This window comes from Mycobacterium sp. SMC-11 (assembly GCF_046250095.1).
Lineage (GTDB): Bacteria > Actinomycetota > Actinomycetes > Mycobacteriales > Mycobacteriaceae > Mycobacterium > Mycobacterium heraklionense_A.
Map to the genome: position 1 here is coordinate 594,545 of NZ_CP176430.1, position 17,628 is coordinate 612,172.

Here is a 17,628-nt window from a genome sequence, read left to right on the forward strand (position 1 = left end):
TCACGGCCTGATACGCGCAACCATTGCCGCTATCTGCTTGCGATCGAGCACAACCGTTGACCCGTCAGGCAATCCGAGGATTCGGTCCGTAGCGATGCCGTGCAGTTTGACCCGTTTCGCGCAGTCGTCGATGGCCCGACGACGTGCCTTCGCGTCCGGCGCATCGACTACCTGCATCAGGTTTCTGCGCAAGCTGGCCGCAAAACCCTGGATCATGTCGCCGACTCCCTCGGGATCGAAGGTGTCAAACACGCCCTCGTCGACCCCTTCGCTGATGAGCTGGGTCAGCACCGGGCGGAACAGGTCCTCCCAGGTCTCCGCGATCTTGGCGAACAGCCCCCGATTGTGCGGCGCGAAGAGCGCCGTCATCGCCGCGATCTGCTCGGGAGCCCCCGTCGCCATCTTGACGTCGTAGCTTGCCGCCAGCCCGCCATTGAGGCGCTCCAGCGCGCCCGTCCCCGGCTGATCGAAGACCGGGCGCAGCGCCTCCAACGCTGCGTCGGCGCTGCGCTCGGCCAACGCGACGACCAACGCATCCTTGGATGGAAAATAGTGGTAGAAAGCACCTTTCGGAATACCGGTCGCTGTGAGCAGCTCGTTGAGGCTGACATTGTCGTAGCCACGTACCAGAAAGAGCGCCAGCGCCTGGTCGAGCAGCTCGGCCCGTCGGATCTCCCGGGGTTTCACGGCACGGCGCATGACGGTATTGAATCAGTCGGACTTCTTGAGCCATCCGACGTAGGTCAGGTAGACGCCGCACAGGGCAAGCAGCCCGAATCCGGCCCGCACCGCACCGATGGCCCCGTTTGACGTGTCGGTGGCGGCTTCGGCTCCCTTGGCGATCAACTGCGGGGCAGCGAGCAAGACGAATCCCCGCAGCAACAGGAACCAGCCGAATAGCGAAATGATCACCGCGGCCACGCCGCGCCAATATTGGTGAAACGCAATGATGAATAGCCCACCGCCGAACAGCAGTGCGCCCAGCGTCCACGGCCACATCGGGTCGCTCGAGAAACTCGACAGCTGGTTGCCGATGCTGCCGGCCCGCACCGCGATGATGGCTGGAACCACGGCGATGAACGGTCCCAGGACACGCGCAAAGGACCGTGTGCGCTCGACGGACGTGGTGGGTGTGTGCATGGTTGCGTCCCCTTTCGCCAGCAGCGGCGAAGCTATTAGACCACCGGTCTATAAATTAGACCAATGGTCTAATTTTGCGCAATACCCTCGGCGGAGAATTGTTGTACCAATGCTTTTCGGTCTAGCTTGCCGATTCCGCGGCGGGGGAGTTCAGTTACGACGTGAAGCTCGCGTGGCGCCGCCGTGCTGTCCAGAGACTCCGCGACGTGCGCGCGTAACGACTCCAGCGTCGGTGGCGTCGCACCGGCGACGACGACCGCGGCGACGACACGTTGCCCCAGCCGCTCGTCGTCGATCCCGAACACCGCGCACTCCGCCACGGCGGGATGCGTCGACAACACCGCCTCCACCGGACCGGGAAGAACCGTCAATCCGCCGGTGCTGATCGCGTCGTCGGCGCGACCCAGCACCGTCAGGCGTCCCGAAGGATCAAGGGCGCCAAAGTCGTTGGTCACAAACCAGCCTGGCTCGGCGAATGGGTCCGGCTCGACGGGATTGCGATAACCCTGCGCCAGGGTCGGGCCGCCGATCGCGATCCGCCCGTCGTCCCCGATGCGTAGCCGGACGTCCGGCAACGGCTCCCCGTCATAGACACAACCGCCGGCAGTCTCGCTCATGCCGTAGGTGCGCACCACCCGCACTCCGGCGGCGCCTGCCGCATCCAGGATCGGTTGCGGCGCCGGACCTCCGCCCAACAACACCGCGTCCAACTCGGCCAGTGCAGCAGCGGCCTCGGGAACGGTCAGCGCCTTGGCCAATTGGGTGGCGACCAGCGAGGTGTAGCGCCGGCCGGAACCGAGTGCCGCCGCCGCCGCGGGCAACCGTGTGACATCGAAACCCGTTGCAACATCGAGCTGCACGGGCGCGGTGCCAGACACCAGGCTGCGCACCAGGACCTGGATTCCAGCAATATGGTGCGGGGGCAGCGCCAGCAGCCAACGGCCCGGCCCGCCCAGCCGGTCATGGGTGGCCGTGGCGCTGGCCACGAGTGACGTCCCGGTCAGCAGAGCGCCTTTGGGCGCTCCAGTGGTTCCCGACGTCGCCACCACCAGCGCGATGTCATCGCCGATGGGATCGCCCACCCGCAGCGCGGTCAGGGCAGACGGGTCGGCGTCGGGGCCTACTGGCGTGAACGCGGCGTCGTGGCCGTCCAGAACGCCCTGCAAGGCGGGCAGGAGCGTGGAGAGGGCATCGCCGGGTGGGATGGCCAGCGCACGCAGGCCTGCTATGGGTTTCCTCCGTTGGTGGGGGCGTCGTCTAGCAACCAACCCTTTGCCGCCAACCGCTCTCGCACCCGTTCGACGTCCTCCGGAGCGGGCAGTTCGTTGGTCAAGCGGGCGATCAGGACCCCGATGTCGATGCGGTCGAACTCGCCGCGGCCGATCAATTCACGGGCGACGTCTTTGACCTCATCGTTGGTCAGGCGTCGCGACAGCAGCGCCAGCAGCGGAACGTAGTCGTTCTGTGGCACACCATCGGGATACCCGGCGCGCAGCCAGGCGACGATCGAGGTGAGAAATTTGTTCATACTGCGTCAACTTCCCCGCGCCGACACCGGAAGGAACATGTCAGCTGCAATATTACGTCTATTCAAGGCCAAACACCTCGTCCCAATGGCCCCAGTCATCCCACTGCCAGCCGATACGGTGCTCGATGAAGTCGCGGGCGATGAACAGCACGCCGGCCAGCACGACGGTGAGCAACAGCGCGAAGATCATCCACCGCAGCAGGGTCAATTCCCGGCGGTGCTCAGTCGGACCATCGGCTGCGGCACCCAAGCGCACCCCGATGGCGAACAAGGCCGGCAGCGCGGTGCCCACCAGCAGGCCGAAGATCAGGATCTTGGCGGTGGCCACGTAGTCGAACCAGGTACTCACGGTGTTCACGCACCGCCCCCCTCCGTGCCGATCTCGCGAGACGGAATACGGGGAGTCGGTTGCGGTGCAATCACTTCGAGGCCATCGGTCATATGTGCACCCCAATCGGCGGTGACATTGGTGTGGTCGACCGGGACCTTGCGGGACTGCAGCCAGATGAGCGCGGAGACACCCACCAGCAACGCCAGTCCGGTGATGGTGCCGGGGTAGCCGCCGATCCGGTGGATCAGTTGGTAGGTGCCCGCACCGATGGCCCCGGCCAGCGGCAGGGTGATCACCCAGGCGGTCGCCATCCGGCGGGCAACACCCCAGCGCACATTGGCACCGGGCTTCCCCAGGCCCGAACCCAACACCGATCCCGTCACCACCTGGGTGGTCGACAGTGAGTAGCCGAAGTGACTGGACAGCAAAATGATGGCCGCCGAGGATGATTCGGCGGCCATGCCTTGGGGTGATTCGATCTCGACGAGCCCCTTGCCCAGGGTGCGGATGACTCGCCATCCACCGAAATAGGTGCCGGCGGCCATCGCCACCGCACACGAAACGATCACCCACAGCGGCGGCGTGACGTCGGTCTTGTAGGCCGCGCCGTAGGAGATCAGTGCGAGGAAGATCACGCCCATGGTCTTCTGCGCATCGTTGGTGCCGTGCGCCAGGGACATCAGGGCGGCGGAGAAAACCTGGCCCCGCCGGAAGTCTCGCAGGGTGCGCCCATGGGCGACTCCCCGCGTCAGGCGGTAGACCAGCCAGGTTCCGACGGTCGCGACCAGGGTCGCGGCCAGCACGGCGATCACCGTCGGCACCAGCACCTTCGAGACCACCCCGGGCCAGCGCACCCCGGCCGTGCCGGCCGCGGCCAGCATGGCCCCGACCACCCCGCCGATCAGGGCGTGTGAGGAGCTCGACGGGATGCCGAACAACCAGGTCGCCAGGTTCCAGACGATGCCGCCGACCAACCCGGCGAACATGACTTCCAGCGTCACCAGGTTGGTGACCACCAGATCCTTGGCCACCGTGGCCGCCACTTGGGTCGACATGAACGCCCCGACAAGGTTGAGGGTGGCGCAGAGCGTTACCGCGGTCTTCGGCTTGAGCGCACCGCTGGCGATTCCGGTGGCGACAGCGTTGCCGGTGTCATGGAAGCCGTTGGTGAAGTCGAAAGCCAGGGCGGTGATCACGACCGTGATCAACAGGAACAGCTCCAAGGTCACCGTGCGGATTTTTGCAGCCGCACGGCGACCTTGTCGAACCGGGTTAGGCGGGCTTGGCCCCGAGCAGGTACCAGCCCAGGTGGTGCCCCAGGAAGTCGCGGGCGATGAAGAGCACACCGACGACCGCCACGGCCAGCACTACCAGGAAGATCGCCCAGCTGGCAGCGAGCAACAGCGGCCGGCGCCCGCCATCGGTGCCGGCGACTGCGGGAACACTGTTACCTGCCACGTTGACCCGCACACCCACTGCGAACAGCGCCGGCAACAGCCCGCCGACCAGCAGTCCGAATACCAGGATTTTCAGGGTGGCTGCGAGGTTGAACCACTGAGTCATGACCGGATGACCTCACGTGAGTTGGGGTCGTCGGTGGGGACGACAGTCAGCTTGGCTCCCGCAGGGCCGGCCTCGAATGCCGACCTGAGGGCGTTCTCGACCTCGCGGCCCGCTTCTTCGGGCTGCACGCCGGGGGCGTCGAGACCGCCGGTGAGCGTGCCGTCCCATTCGGCGTTGACGTTGTTGTGGTCGATGCGCGCTCGGCGCGACCGCAGCCAGATCGCCAGGACCGCGGTGATCAGCAGCACCACACCGATGGTGATGCCGGGGTAGCCGCCGATGCCGTGCACCAGGCCGTATGCGCCCGAACCGACGCCGCCGGCCATCGGCAGCGTCACCAGCCAGGCAGCCACCATCCGTCCGGCAACACTCCAGCGCACCTGTGCGCCCGGCTTGCCGACGCCGCTGCCCAGCACCGATCCGGTGGCGACCTGCGTGGTCGACAGCGAGTAACCGAAGTGGCTGGAGAGCAGGATGACCGAGGCAGCGGCCGACTCGGCGGCCATGCCCTGCGGCGGCTTGATCTCGACGAGGCCCTTGCCCAGGGTGCGGATGATCCGCCAGCCGCCGGTGTAGGTGCCCGCCGACATGGCCAGCGCGCAGCTCACGATCACCCACAGCGGCGGCAGCGTGGCCGAGGTGCTCACCGCGCCGTAGGACATCAGCGCGAGGAAGATCACGCCCATGGTCTTCTGCGCGTCGTTGGTGCCGTGCGCCAGTGACACCAGCGCGGCCGAGCCGATCTGACCGTGTCGGAACACCCTCTCGGACTTCTTCTCGTCGACGCCGCGGGTGATGCGGTAGACCAGCCAGGTGCCGACGGAGGCGATCACCGTGGCGATCACGGTGGCAACCACGGCCGGGACCAGAACCTTGGAGACCACGCCGTGCCAGATCACCCCGTGTCCGCCGACTGCGGCGATCATCGCTCCCACGATGCCGCCGATCAGGGCGTGCGAGGAGCTCGACGGTATACCGAGCAGCCAGGTGAGCAGGTTCCACACGATGCCGCCGACCAGGCCGGCGAAGACGATCTCGAGGGTCACCAGGTGGGCGTCGACCAGTCCCTTGGCGATGGTTGCGGCGACCGCGGTCGACAGGAAGGCGCCGATCAGGTTCAGGCAGGCCGACATGGTGACCGCTGCCTTGGGCTTGAGCGCACCGCTCGCGATCGAGGTCGCCATCGCGTTGCCGGTGTCGTGGAATCCGTTGGTGAAGTCGAAGGCCAAAGCCGTGATCACCACGATGATTAAGAGGAACAGATCAAGGCTCACGAGAGCATCACGGCACTGATTCTGAGGCCTCGATGGGGCCGTTGTCTAACGATCACCCTCGCGAAACGCCGGTGTATGTCGAGACGTTTCGAACTGTTTCCCCGTCGTTAACCTCAGGGCTTCCCGGGCCGATCCTGGCGGGTATCGCGGCGCAGCGGATGGTCCTCGGGAACCTCCACGAAGATCAAGGTCAGGCCGTCGGGATCGGTGACGTGCATCTCACGCAACCCCCACGGTTCGCGGAGCGCCTCCCGGGTGATGGGGACCCCGCGGCTCTGCAGTTCGGCCTGGGTGGCGGCGACGTCACGGACCTGCAGCCACAGCGCCCCCGGGAAGTTCGCGGCCAGGTGTTCGGGGTTGCCGTGCCCGGCGAGTTCGATCAGCGACTGCCCGGCGTAGAAGACCATCCCCGCGCCGTAGTCGCGGGCGATCGCCAGCCCGAGCTTGTCGCGATAGAACCGCAGCGAGCGTTGATAGTCGGTGGGCCGGAGCAACACCCGGCTGGCGAGGATCTCCATCAGTCCTCGACTGGCTCGATCCGGTTCCGCTTGACGATGGCGGTGGCCCAACCGGCGTTGAGGTTGTCCAATGCGCGGAACGCCAGCGCCAGCCGCGGCGCGATGCGGACCGGGCGGTATCTGGCCGCGTCGATCATCCACGCGCCGGCCTCCTGTGCGGTGAGCCCGGGCTTGCCCTGGAACGCCGCAGTGGGTGCGATCATCGGGGTCTTCACCAGCGGGTAGTACAGCGTGGTGGACTGCACGCCGTAGCGGGCCCACTCGCTGTCGATGACCCGGCTGACTGCGCTTAGTGCGGACTTGGAGCCGTTGTAGACGCCGAACAGCGGGGAGGAGTCGGTGAACACGCCCCAGGTGGCGACGTTGATGATGTGGCCGTCGCCGCGCTCGCGCATCGCCGGGGCGAACCCGCGGATCAGCCGCAGCGGCGAGTAGTAGTTCAGCTGCATGGTCCGCTCGACGTCGTGCCAGCGGTCCAGGGATTCGGCCAGCGGACGGCGGATGGAGCGTCCGGCGTTGTTGACCAGGATGTCCACCCCGCCGAACCGCTCGTCGACGTCCTTGACCAGGGCGTCGATCGCTGCCAGGTCCGACAGGTCGCACGCGATGGCGTGGGCGGTGCCGCCCGCGGCGGTGATCCGCTGAACCAGTGCGTCGAGGTTTTCCTGGCGGCGGGCCACCGCGATCACGGTGGCGCCCGCTGCCCCGAACTGTTCGGCGCCGGCTTCCCCGATGCCCGAGGACGCCCCGGTCACCAGCACCCGCTTGCCGGCGAGGTCGACGGGTTTGGTGCCGGGCCGGTGCATCAGCTGCGCGGCGACCGGGGGACGCATGGTGGCGAGCGTGATCTGGTCGGTCAGGCGGCGCAGCGGGCTTCGGCTCATGGTTAGCCAGTCTATGCGGGGTATTTGCGGGCTCAGAAGTAGCGGGGGAACCTGCTCCAGTCCGGATCGCGCTTCTCTAGGAAGGAATCCCGGCCCTCAACGGCCTCGTCGGTCATGTAGGCCAGTCGGGTGGCTTCGCCGGCGAACAGCTGCTGGCCCACTAGCCCGTCGTCGAGCAGGTTGAAGGCGAACTTCAACATGCGTTGGGCCTGAGGCGATTTGCCGTTGATCTCCTTGGCCCACTGCACACCGGTGGCTTCCAGCTCGGCGTGGTCGACGACCTCGTTGACCGCGCCCATCTGATGCATCTGCTCGGCGGTGTAGGTGCGGCCCAGGAAGAAGATCTCCCGGGCGAACTTCTGGCCCACCTGCCGCGCCAAGTACGCCGATCCGTAGCCGCCGTCGAAGCTGCCCACGTCGGCGTCGGTCTGCTTGAACCTGGCGTGTTCGCGGCTGGCCAGGGTCAGGTCGCACACTACGTGCAGGCTGTGCCCGCCGCCGGCCGCCCAGCCGTTGACCAGGCAGATCACCGGCTTAGGCATGAACCGGATCAGCCGCTGCACCTCCAGGATGTGCAGCCGGCCGGCGCGGGCTGGGTCGACGGTCTCCGCTGTTTCTCCAGCGGCGTATTGGTAGCCGCTGCGCCCGCGGATGCGCTGATCCCCGCCGGAGCAGAACGCCCAGCCGCCATCCTTGGGGGCCGGCCCGTTACCGGTCAGCAGCACCACGCCGACGTCGGGGGACATCCGGGCGTGGTCCAGCGCCTGGTACAGCTCGTCGACGGTGTGCGGCCGAAATGCGTTGCGCACCTCGGGGCGGTTGAACGCCACCCGGACCGTTGCGTCGGTGACGTGGCGGTGATAGGTGATGTCGGTCAGGTCGGCGAAGCCGTCGACCGTGCGCCAGATGCTCTCGTCAAAAGGGTTGCTGCTCACGCCTGCGACCGTACCGGGGCGGCGGCGTCAGGTTGCCGGAGCTTGCCGGAACGCTTCACGCAGGCTCGCGGCGTAGTCCGGCCCCTGCCCGGGAGCGGTGATCGCGTCCAGTCGGGCGATGGCGTCGTCACTGAGCACGATGTCGGCCACCTTCATGTTCTCTTCCAGGTGCGCGATCGATCCGGTGCCGGGAATCAGCAGCGTGTTGTCCGAGGTGGTCAAGAGCCAGGCCAGCCCGATCTGGGCCGGGGTGGCACCGGTTTCGTCGGCGATCTCGCGGACGACGGCGTGGTCGGTGACCTTGGGGAAGGCGGGGAACGCCGAGCCGAGCGGGAAGTACGGGACCCAGGCAATGCCTTCGTCGGCGCAGAAGTCGAGCGCGTCTTCCTGGGTGCGGTCGAGCAGGCTGTAGGCGTTCTGCACGCAGACGATCCCGGCCGGCAGGGCCCGCTGCAGCACCTCCAGTCCCACGCTGCTGATACCGATGGCCGCGATCTTGCCCTCGTCGCGCAACGCGATCATCTCGGCCAGCTGGTCGTCGAGGTCGACGTTCTGATCGCCCTCGGGCGCCGGGGCGGGGCCGAGGTCGTAGCGCCGCAGATTGACCACCGGCACGGTGTCCAGACCCAGTTGGCGAAGGTCGCTCTCGACCGCTGCGCGCAGTTCGGCGGGCTTCTGGGCGGCGGTCAGCGGCACCGGGCCGACGCCGGTGTAGGCGGCACCGACCTTGCTGACGATGACCAGCTCGTCGCGGTAGGGCGCCAGTGCTTTACGAATGCGGTGGTTTACCTCGCCGCCGGCATAGAAGGACGCGGTGTCGATGTGGTTGACGCCCAACTCGACCGCACGGCGCAGGACCGCGAGGGCGTCTTCGGTGGAGATGTTCTCGTCGAGCTGCATGGCGCCGTAGCCCACGCGGGCCACGGCCGGAGTGCCGATTCGGCCGAGGCCGCCGGGCTGGAGTTGGTCTGTCATGGTGCTCCTAATGAGACACTCGTAGAGATGCGGAGGTCCCTCCGCTTAGGCAGCGTAACAGAAACGGAGGTTCCTCCGCTTTGGCTGGGAGATCCGACGCCCGCCGCAACCGAGAGCGGCTGCTGGCGGCCGCCGCCGCCGCGTTCGGCGGCTCCGACGGGAGCCCGGTTCCGCTGGAATCGATCGCCCGCGACGCCGGTGTCGGTATCGGCACGCTCTACCGGCACTTTCCCAATCGCGAGGCACTGGTCGAGGCCGTCTACCGCGCTGAACTGGGGGACGTCGCGGCCGTCGCCGAACAGCTGGTCACCGGCCACCCGCCGAAGGTGGCGCTGCGCCGCTGGATGGATCGCTACGCCGGCTTCGTGGCGGCCAAGCGGGGGATGGCCGAGTCGTTGCGCGCCATCGTCGAGTCCGGCGCGATGGAGCCCAATGAGACACGCGAGCGCATCGTCGGCGCGGTCGATCTGCTGCTGCGGGCCGGCGCGCAGGACGGCAGTCTGCGCGCTGACGTGCGAGCCGACGACGTCGTGTCGAGCCTGATCGGCATCTTCTTGACCAGCGGCTCACCCGAGCAGACCGGGCGCCTGCTGGATCTGCTCGTTGCCGGAGTGGCCGCCACCGGCTGACCCGGTGGTTCAGCGAGGCTCGACGAAGGAGAGGCGAAGCTGGGACCGCCGCATAAGCCCGAGCTGTCTACGGTGGGGACGATGACTATCGACGTGTGGATGCAGCACCCGACCCGGCGGTTCCTCGACCACGACATGCTGGCGTCTCTGCGACGCTGGACCGGCGGCGCGATGCCCGACGAGGAGATCCCCATCGCGGCCACCGTGTCGGCGATGGACGCCGCGGGCGTGGATTTCGGGCTGCTCAGTGCCTGGCGCGGTCCCAACGGCATGGACCTGGTCTCCAATGAGGAAGTCGCCGAATGGGTTCGAGCGCACCCGAATCGGTTCGCGGGACTGGCCGCCGTCGACCTGGACCGTCCGATGGAGGCCGTCCGCGAACTGCGCTGCCGGGTCCGCGACGACGGATTCGTCGGACTGCGCGTGGTGCCCTGGTTGTGGAATGCGCCTCCCACCGATCGGCGCTACTACCCACTGTTCGTTGAATGCGTAGAACTCGGCGTGCCGTTCTGCACCCAGGTTGGGCATACCGGCCCCCTGCGACCGTCGGAAACCGGTCGCCCGATTCCCTACATCGACCAAGTGGCACTGGACTTTCCGGAGCTGGTGATCGTGTGCGGACACGTCGGCTATCCGTGGACCGAGGAGATGGTGGCGGTCGCCCGCAAGCACGAGAACGTCTACATCGACACCTCCGCCTACACCACCAAACGGCTCCCGGATGAGTTGATCCGGTTCATGCGCACCCGCACCGGTCAGCGAAAGGTGTTGTTCGGCACCAACTATCCGATGATCATGCACGCCCATGCTTTGGACGGCTTGGATGAGCTCGGCCTCGATGATCAGGCCCGGGTGGATTATCTGGGCGGAAACGCCGAGCGGGTGTTCAAGCTGGGTGGTGAGAACGCGGCAGTGCAGGTGACTGGCGGTAATTGCGGTTAACTTGCTAGCTTTTGCTCGGGGCTCCAACGGGAGGTGTGAGCATGGCTTCGGTGCCGATTGATCCCGCCATGATCTCAGTGCAACCAGCGCTGCTGGATACCCACGCCTCGCGAGTGGCCGACGCGACCGATGTGGCAAACACATTCTCGGCCCGGCACGCCGGTTACCTGGGGGAATGTGCCACGGCATGGGCCGGAAGCTCGGCGGAGGCTCTGGCTGAGTTGGCTGCGCACTGGGAGGCGGCCGACGCGGGGTTGCACGGGCGGGTGAGCGCGTTCTCCGAAGTAATGCGTGAGGGCGGTCGTCGCTATACGGCGATGGAGCAGGAGCACGCCAGGATGTTCACCGTGCTCGTTCCCAAAGGAACCGGCGCTTCGTAGCGCATGACGATCACCACCGACGGCATCGAGAAGTGGAATCTCGAAACCCTGGACACGGCATTCGAGATCGCCACGGAACGCTCCGCGCGTAAGGCCGACTTCGGCGGGGCGTTGGGCGATGCCGGCAAGGGGCTCAAGGACTGGGAGGGCCACGGCGGCGACGCCTTCCGCCGAGAGTTGGGCAAACACCGCGCTGACATCACCGAGCATCAGACAGAGGCAACCGCGATCGCCAGCGCTTTCCATGCCGCACGGGCTGAGGTCTCGGCGTGCAAGGCGGAATGGTCATCCATCAAATCAACTGCGGCGAGCAACAACTGGTCCATCAGTTCGGATGGACGGTTAAGCGAGCAGGTCACCGACAAGAAGCGTAGCGTCTTCGACGCCCTGCAACGTCGGCTGACCAAGCTGATGGCCGACGCCAGCAGGACCGATCAGGATCTGGCCACCGCCATCCGGGCAGTGGTCGGCGACACCAAGGTCAACGCGGACGGTCGCGCGATATTCGGCCCGCCGATGCCGAGAAGGGAGGTTCGCGCATCCGGTGATGCGGCGGCCGGAAGTCTGTCGTGGCTGCTGAATCAGACGCGGCAGGGCGGTGGCTCGGTCCCTCCAGTGCCGTCGAATCCCACGGACGTGGAGTCCTTCAAAGTCCTGGCCCGGCAGGTGCTGACGAATGACGGGGTTCCGCCGGATCAGATCGAGGCGCGGATCAACGCGGCCGTGGTCGCCGCCCAACAGCCACTGCCGCGCTATATCCCCCCGGAAACGCAGCGGGCCGCGGCACCCGGCTACGGCGACGGACTCGGTGACCGTTGGAGAGCCACCGAACAAGCCGTCAAGAACCTGCTGGGTCAGGGTGGGCCGGGCGCCCCGGGTGTTCTGGAATCTTGGGGCGGAATGGCCAAGGGCGTGGGTAGTGCCATGATCAACCCCGTCGGTGTCGGTGTGGCAGAAATCAAGGAGGCGCTCGAGGCGCCCAGCCTCGCTTACTACCTCGGCGAGAAGACCTTCGACGCCGGTTCCGCCGCGGTCACCCTTCCGTTCGCTGGGGAGGGTGCCTTGGTCCGGGCAGGGCTCGGCGACATCGGCCCTGGCGTACTCGACACCGGGCCAGCCATTTCGTCGTACGCGGAGATCGGTCTCGATACCTCGGCCGCCTACCATCCCTGGGCGGAAGGTTCGGCGATGGACCTCAATCATGCAAGTCTGCACGGAGGGCCGACGGCAGGTCTCAGTCAGGAAGTCGCTGGCATGTCGACCCACTACGTCGGCCCCAATCCGGACCGGGTAGTCCTGGGTAGATTCGACGGTCAGGAGGGCGGCTACATCGGCGAGGCTAGGGCCAACGGTGGGATCTACTTCGACACCGGGAGTTCGACATGGGACGCGCTCACCAGTGGGCTCGGCACGTCCCAAGCGGACAACCTTGCGTGGCAAGTAAACGAACAGTTCCTGCTTACCCAAATGGAAAGCGGCGTGTCCCGCATTGAATACGTCCTGAGTGACGAATGCCCGTCACTTGAGTCCGTTCTTCTGAAGTTTCCAGACTCGTTCTCCGCGAGAGAGATTGAGTTCCTGGTAGTGAACGCGCCAGAGTACGGCTATCAGCGAGTTGGCAACGCATGGGTGAAGGGTTGATGTTGGTAAACGAATTCATAGAAGAAGTCCGGAGAATTGTGGATCCTTTCCTCTCGGGACTGGGATTCGCGGTCGAAGAGGTTGATGAGGTCGTTGACGAGGGGGGGCTGACGAGCTCGGTTGCTTATTACCGCGGTCCTGACTGCAAGATTCAGGTTTACCACTATTCACGCGAGGGGGAAATCAATGCGATGATCGCTCCCTTGGGCGCACCGAATGAGCTTGGCGCCTACGGTCGATCGAAAAAGTGGCGCCACCTCAGCGATTTCGCAGACACAGCTGATCTGCCGCTAGAGGTGCTTGTGCGGAAGCTTCGCGAGGAGCGTGCAGCCTGCGACACGACGTCGAAACGCCTCGAATGGCTTACTCGGCGCATAGCAGAGGACTTGGATTCGGCGCGCACGGGTATCGTGCAGAGTTGATGAAGTGGTCCCTTCATTCGACGGCAACTCCGTGAACTTCAGGTCGAGATCGATCGGCTGTCCGAGGAGCTCGGAGTCCGTTCCATCCCAGTCGGACTGCGAACTAACGACGGCTAGTAGCGCACCTCACCACCCGACCGGCACCATAGACCGATGCCGCCGCCTCTAGACGACATCCTTGACCGCCTACACGTGGTGGCGCTGCCGATGCGCGTCAAGTTCCGCGGCATCACGGTGCGCGAAGTGGCCCTGATCGACGGCCCGGAAGGCTGGGGAGAGTTCGGCGCCTTCGCGGAATACGAACCGCCCGAGGCGGCGCACTGGCTGGCTGCCGCACTCGAGAGCGCCTATTGCCAACTGCCGCAACCCCTCCGCGACCGCATTCCGATCAACGCGACCGTGCCCGCCGTCGACGCCGAACGAGTTCCCGAGGTGCTGGCCCGGTTCCCTGGCGCCCGCACTGCCAAGGTCAAAGTCGCCGAACCGGGCCAAACCCTGGCCGACGACGTCGCCCGCGTCGAAGCCGTCCGCGCGCTCATCCCCATCGTGCGCGTCGATGCCAACGGCGGCTGGACGCTCGATCAGGCGGTTGAGGCGGCAAAGGTATTGGGCGCATTGGAGTATCTCGAACAACCCTGCGCCACCGTGGCCGAACTCGCGGAGCTGCGTCGTCGCATCGATACGCCGGTGGCCGCCGACGAGAGCATCCGCAAAGCCTCCGATCCCCTGGCTGTTTTGAAGGCTGGGGCCGCCGATATCGCGGTGCTGAAAGTCGCACCATTGGGCGGCATTTCAGCGCTGTTGAAGATCGCTGAGCAGATCGGCATCCCGGTGGTGGTCTCCAGCGCGATCGACTCGGCGGTCGGCATCGCAACCGGCCTGCGGGCAGCGGCCGCGCTGCCGGAACTGCGGCACGCCTGCGGGCTGGGCACCGGGTCGCTGTTCGTCGACGACATCGCCGAGACACCGGCACAACAGGACGGCTACCTGTCGGTACAGCCCGTAGCTCCGGACCCCGCTCGCCTACATGCCCTGGCCGCTTCGCCGCAGCGACGCCAGTGGTGGATCGACCGGGTCCGCGCCTGCCACCCGCTGCTGGGTGACCGCTGAATCGTTCGTCGAGTGTGCGTTTTGGTAGGCAGAACCGCGGAAACGCCTACTAAACCGCACGCTCGGCGCGGTGCACGGCACGGGCTTGCGGCCAGAGGCTCACACGCTGGGCAGTCGCGCGTCGATCCCGTTGGCGATCGTGACGGCTTCGTCGCTGACGTAGAGCTTGCACGCCAGCACGTCGATCGCAACGTTGTTGGTCACCCGCAGGGCCCGTTGACACGACCAGCCCGCGCTGTCGTCCTGGTGCTGGGTCATCCACACCGTTGAGTCGACATCGGCGACCGTGTCGAACGTCCAAGACGTGTCCGGGTAGCCGTCCTTGGCGGTCGCGAATGTCCGCTCGCCGCAGGAGTTCCAACCGCGGGCGGTCGCATCGAAGAAACTGCGTGCCGCATCGCGGGTGGCGAACACCGTCGCGGCTTGAATCACGAAGTGGTCTTGTGCACTCTCGCTGAGGGTTTGGGTGAGGGTCGCGGTCCAGTCCGCATCGGTATACACCGACTTCTCGACCGGCATCCACGCCGCCAGGCAGCCGTGGTCGGGAAACTGGCGGCCGGAATCGAACATCCGCGTCCGGGAGTCTTTGATGCGCATACCGCGTGCGCCCATGATGTCGCTGACCGTGGTCGCCTTCAGTAACAGTTCCGGCAGCATCGCAGCTGTCACGGGGCGTGGTCCGTCCTGGTCGGCTGGCACCGCCACGCCGCCGGTCACCCGTGCGCAGTCGGCCATGACGGCGGCTGCCAGCACCAGCACGCATGCCAGCCCCAGGCTCCGTATTCGCATCACCGTCCCCCAGCTGCGCAGTTGCGATCCTGACACCATAAAGCGTCGACGGGTCGCGTACCTTCACTCTGGTGACCAACCTCGCCTACGACGACCGTAATCAGGATGGGGAGCCGGTTCTGTTCATCGCCGGGCGTGGCGGCGCCGGTCGCGGCTGGCACCTGCATCAGGTGCGCGAATTCCAGCTCGCCAGATACCGCCCGATCACCTTCGACAACCGCGGCATCGGTGCTACCGAGAACGCCTCGGGGTTCACCACCGAAACCATGGTGGCCGATACCGCCCAGCTGATCGAATCGCTCAACATCGGCCCAGTCCGCATCGTTGCGGTCTCGATGGGCTCGTTCATCGCCCAGGAATTGATGCTGGCCCGGCCCGACTTGGTGAAATCCGCTGTCCTGATGGCCACCCGTGGTCGCCACGATCGCGCCCGGGAGTTCTTTTATCAGGCCGAGGCGAAGCTCGCCGAGGCCCGTGTCGAGCTTCCCGCCGAGTATGAGGCCAAAGTGCGTCTGCTGGAGAGCTTTTCACCCAAGACGCTCAGCGATGACGCCGCGATCAAGGACTGGATCGCGATGTTCACCATGTGGCCGGTCAAAAACACCCCGGGGCTGCGTTGTCAGCTCGACGTGGCGCCGTTGACCAACCGGCTGCCCGCTTACGCCAACATCACCCAGCCGGTGCTGGTGATCGGTTTCGGCGACGACGTCGTGACCCCGGCGCACCTGAGCCGCGAGGTCGCCGACGCGATCCCGGGCGCGCGCTACCTGGAAATCCCGGACGCCGGGCACCTCGGTTTCATCGAGAAGCCCGACCAGGTCAACAAGGCAGCCCTGGAGTTCCTCGCCGAGGTCGACGGCAAGCCCTTCCGGTGGGCGCCGATGCCTGCGGCGCACGACTAACCTGGTACCAATGACCAACCCCTCGACGGCACAGGCCCGCATCGTCGTCGACGAGCTGATTCGCGGCGGTGTCTGCGACGTGGTGCTGTGCCCGGGATCACGCAATGCGCCGCTGGCCTTCGCGCTGCACGACGCCGACCGGGCCGGCCGACTGCGTTTGCATGTGCGCATCGACGAACGCACCGCCGGGTACCTGGCGATCGGGCTGGCGGTGAGCGCCGGTGCCCCGGTGTGTGTGGCGATGACCTCGGGCACCGCGGTGGCCAATCTGGGGCCGGCGGTGGTCGAAGCCAACTACGCGCGGGTGCCGCTGATCGTGCTGAGCGCCAACCGTCCCTACGAGCTGTTGGGTACCGGCGCCAACCAGACTATGGAGCAGCTCGGCTACTTCGGCACCCAGGTGCGCGCCGCAATCAGCCTGGGGCTGGCCGAGGACGCCCCTGAGCGGATGGATGCCCTCAACGCCACCTGGCGTTCGGCCGTGTGCCGAGTGTTGGTCGCTGCCACCGGATCTCGGACCGCGAACGCTGGCCCCGTGCAGTTCGACATCCCGTTGCGTGAGCCGCTGGTGCCCGATCCTGATGACACGGGATCGCTGCCGCCGGGCCGGCCACACGGGCGTCCCTGGACTCTGACGCCGCCGGTCAGCTTCGACCAGCCGCTGGACATCGACCTGTCTCCGGACACCGTGGTGATCGCCGGGCACGGCGCGGGGCCGCACCCGAACCTGGCGGCATTGCCCACCGTCGCCGAGCCGACGGCCCCGATACCGGAGAATCCGTTGCACCCGCTAGCGCTGCCGCTGCTGCGCCCGCACCAGGTGATCATGGCCGGCCGGCCCACCCTGCATCGTCCGGTGTCGACGCTGCTGGCCGACCCGAGCGTGCCGGTGTACGCGCTGACCACCGGGCCTCGTTGGCCGGACGTGTCGGGTAACTCGCAGGCCACCGGCACCCGGGCCGTCACTTCCGGGGAACCGGATCCGGCTTGGTTGCGCCGCTGCGCGGAGCTGAACACCCAGGCCAATGTCGCGGTGCGCGCACAGTTGGCGGCGCATCCGCTCACCACCGGTCTGCACGTGGCCGCCGCCGTGGCCGACGCACTGCGCCCCGGGGATCAGTTGGTGCTGGGCGCTTCGAACCCGGTACGCGACGCCGCCCTGGTCGGGCTGGGCAATGCCACGAGCGCCCGCGGCGTCACCGTGCGATCCAACCGCGGGGTTGCCGGCATCGACGGCACGGTGTCCACCGCGATCGGTGCGGCCCTGGCTCACGAGCAGCAGAACCCCGACGCCCGCACCATTGCGCTGATCGGGGATCTGACGTTCGTCCACGACAGCTCCGGACTGCTGATCGGGCCTACCGAACCGAGGCCCCAGGAGCTGACGATCGTGGTCTCCAATGACAACGGCGGCGGCATCTTCGAGCTGCTGGAGCAAGGAGATCCACGGTTCGCCGATGTCTCGTCGCGAATCTTCGGCACGCCCCATGACGTCGACATCGCGGCGTTGTGCCATGCCTATCACGTCGAATTCCAGCAGGTTGAGGCCGACGACCTGGCCTCCGCGCTCGCCGAGCCCGCCGGCGGCGTGCGGGTGCTCGAGGTCAAGGCCGACCGCTCATCCCTGCGGACACTGCACGCCGCGATCAAGGCCGCGTTGTGAGA

The 17,628-nt window shown here is 66.7% G+C and carries 21 protein-coding genes; 8 read left to right on the forward strand and 13 right to left on the reverse strand.

Annotated elements, in window-relative coordinates; all coding sequences use genetic code 11:
- From ACKY0X_RS02770 to ACKY0X_RS02825, 12 genes are all read right to left on the reverse strand, one after another.
- Complete coding sequence (locus tag ACKY0X_RS02770) at nucleotides 1-699, reverse strand: TetR/AcrR family transcriptional regulator (protein WP_409428217.1); 699 nt, start codon at nucleotides 697-699, stop codon at nucleotides 1-3.
- A 12-nt stretch (nucleotides 700-711) separates the two neighbouring features.
- Nucleotides 712-1,140 carry a hypothetical protein gene (locus tag ACKY0X_RS02775; RefSeq protein ID WP_409428218.1) on the reverse strand — a complete coding sequence of 143 codons (429 nt, stop codon included), beginning with the start codon at nucleotides 1,138-1,140 and terminating at the stop codon, nucleotides 712-714.
- A gap of 68 nt (nucleotides 1,141-1,208) precedes the next feature.
- Entirely contained in the window at nucleotides 1,209-2,315 is a 1,107-nt protein-coding gene (gene menE, locus ACKY0X_RS02780; RefSeq protein ID WP_409429481.1) for an o-succinylbenzoate--CoA ligase, read from the reverse strand.
- 50 nt (nucleotides 2,316-2,365) lie between these two features.
- The gene (locus ACKY0X_RS02785; protein ID WP_065041613.1) at nucleotides 2,366-2,668 is read right to left on the reverse strand and encodes a DUF3349 domain-containing protein; all 303 of its coding nucleotides are present in this window, start codon (nucleotides 2,666-2,668) and stop codon (nucleotides 2,366-2,368) included.
- Between the two features lie 58 nt (nucleotides 2,669-2,726).
- Nucleotides 2,727-3,017, reverse strand: a complete 291-nt coding sequence (locus ACKY0X_RS02790; RefSeq protein WP_409429482.1) for a hypothetical protein — start codon at nucleotides 3,015-3,017, stop codon at nucleotides 2,727-2,729.
- Nucleotides 3,018-3,022: 5 nt separating this feature from the next.
- Nucleotides 3,023-4,228, reverse strand: a complete 1,206-nt coding sequence (locus ACKY0X_RS02795; protein WP_409428219.1) for an inorganic phosphate transporter — start codon at nucleotides 4,226-4,228, stop codon at nucleotides 3,023-3,025.
- Between the two features lie 43 nt (nucleotides 4,229-4,271).
- Nucleotides 4,272-4,562: a hypothetical protein gene (locus ACKY0X_RS02800; RefSeq protein ID WP_409428220.1), complete on the reverse strand. Its 291-nt coding sequence runs from the start codon at nucleotides 4,560-4,562 to the stop codon at nucleotides 4,272-4,274.
- Nucleotides 4,559-5,836: an inorganic phosphate transporter gene (locus tag ACKY0X_RS02805; RefSeq protein WP_409428221.1), complete on the reverse strand. Its 1,278-nt coding sequence runs from the start codon at nucleotides 5,834-5,836 to the stop codon at nucleotides 4,559-4,561. Before ACKY0X_RS02805 ends, ACKY0X_RS02800 begins: the two co-directional genes overlap by 4 nt.
- A 113-nt stretch (nucleotides 5,837-5,949) precedes the next feature.
- Entirely contained in the window at nucleotides 5,950-6,354 is a 405-nt protein-coding gene (locus tag ACKY0X_RS02810; RefSeq protein ID WP_409428222.1) for a VOC family protein, read from the reverse strand.
- Nucleotides 6,354-7,238: an SDR family oxidoreductase gene (locus tag ACKY0X_RS02815; RefSeq protein ID WP_409428223.1), complete on the reverse strand. Its 885-nt coding sequence runs from the start codon at nucleotides 7,236-7,238 to the stop codon at nucleotides 6,354-6,356. The genes ACKY0X_RS02810 and ACKY0X_RS02815 overlap by 1 nt, the downstream gene beginning before the upstream one ends.
- A 32-nt stretch (nucleotides 7,239-7,270) precedes the next feature.
- Complete coding sequence (locus ACKY0X_RS02820; protein ID WP_065041607.1) at nucleotides 7,271-8,173, reverse strand: 1,4-dihydroxy-2-naphthoyl-CoA synthase; 903 nt, start codon at nucleotides 8,171-8,173, stop codon at nucleotides 7,271-7,273.
- Between the two features lie 27 nt (nucleotides 8,174-8,200).
- A complete protein-coding gene (locus ACKY0X_RS02825; RefSeq protein ID WP_409428224.1) occupies nucleotides 8,201-9,148 on the reverse strand; it encodes an aldo/keto reductase in 948 nt (315 codons plus the stop codon).
- A gap of 80 nt (nucleotides 9,149-9,228) precedes the next feature.
- Here ACKY0X_RS02825 and ACKY0X_RS02830 point away from each other — a divergent pair, with 80 nt between their 5' ends.
- The 6 genes from ACKY0X_RS02830 to ACKY0X_RS02855 all read left to right on the forward strand — a co-directional run bounded on the left by ACKY0X_RS02830 (nucleotide 9,229) and on the right by ACKY0X_RS02855 (nucleotide 14,272).
- The gene (locus ACKY0X_RS02830; protein WP_046283239.1) at nucleotides 9,229-9,777 is read left to right on the forward strand and encodes a TetR/AcrR family transcriptional regulator; all 549 of its coding nucleotides are present in this window, start codon (nucleotides 9,229-9,231) and stop codon (nucleotides 9,775-9,777) included.
- A gap of 81 nt (nucleotides 9,778-9,858) precedes the next feature.
- A complete protein-coding gene (locus tag ACKY0X_RS02835; RefSeq protein ID WP_409428225.1) occupies nucleotides 9,859-10,719 on the forward strand; it encodes an amidohydrolase family protein in 861 nt (286 codons plus the stop codon).
- Between the two features lie 41 nt (nucleotides 10,720-10,760).
- Complete coding sequence (locus ACKY0X_RS02840) at nucleotides 10,761-11,099, forward strand: WXG100 family type VII secretion target (protein ID WP_409428226.1); 339 nt, start codon at nucleotides 10,761-10,763, stop codon at nucleotides 11,097-11,099.
- 3 nt (nucleotides 11,100-11,102) lie between these two features.
- Complete coding sequence (locus ACKY0X_RS02845) at nucleotides 11,103-12,740, forward strand: hypothetical protein (RefSeq protein WP_409428227.1); 1,638 nt, start codon at nucleotides 11,103-11,105, stop codon at nucleotides 12,738-12,740.
- Nucleotides 12,725-13,162, forward strand: coding sequence for a hypothetical protein (locus ACKY0X_RS02850; RefSeq protein WP_409428228.1), 438 nt, complete (start codon nucleotides 12,725-12,727; stop codon nucleotides 13,160-13,162). Before ACKY0X_RS02845 ends, ACKY0X_RS02850 begins: the two co-directional genes overlap by 16 nt.
- A 153-nt stretch (nucleotides 13,163-13,315) precedes the next feature.
- Nucleotides 13,316-14,272: an o-succinylbenzoate synthase gene (locus tag ACKY0X_RS02855; RefSeq protein WP_409428229.1), complete on the forward strand. Its 957-nt coding sequence runs from the start codon at nucleotides 13,316-13,318 to the stop codon at nucleotides 14,270-14,272.
- Nucleotides 14,273-14,371: 99 nt separating this feature from the next.
- On the opposite strand, the gene ACKY0X_RS02860 is transcribed toward ACKY0X_RS02855, so the two are convergent.
- Nucleotides 14,372-15,061 (reverse strand): sensor domain-containing protein, encoded by a 690-nt coding sequence (locus tag ACKY0X_RS02860; protein WP_409428230.1) that lies wholly within the window; start codon nucleotides 15,059-15,061, stop codon nucleotides 14,372-14,374.
- 71 nt (nucleotides 15,062-15,132) lie between these two features.
- On the opposite strand from ACKY0X_RS02860, the gene ACKY0X_RS02865 reads away from it, so the two are divergent.
- Entirely contained in the window at nucleotides 15,133-15,963 is an 831-nt protein-coding gene (locus tag ACKY0X_RS02865; RefSeq protein WP_409428231.1) for an alpha/beta fold hydrolase, read from the forward strand.
- Nucleotides 15,964-15,973: 10 nt separating this feature from the next.
- Nucleotides 15,974-17,626, forward strand: a complete 1,653-nt coding sequence (menD, locus tag ACKY0X_RS02870) for a 2-succinyl-5-enolpyruvyl-6-hydroxy-3-cyclohexene-1-carboxylic-acid synthase (RefSeq protein ID WP_409428232.1) — start codon at nucleotides 15,974-15,976, stop codon at nucleotides 17,624-17,626.
- The last annotated feature ends 2 nt before the right edge of the window (nucleotides 17,627-17,628 follow it).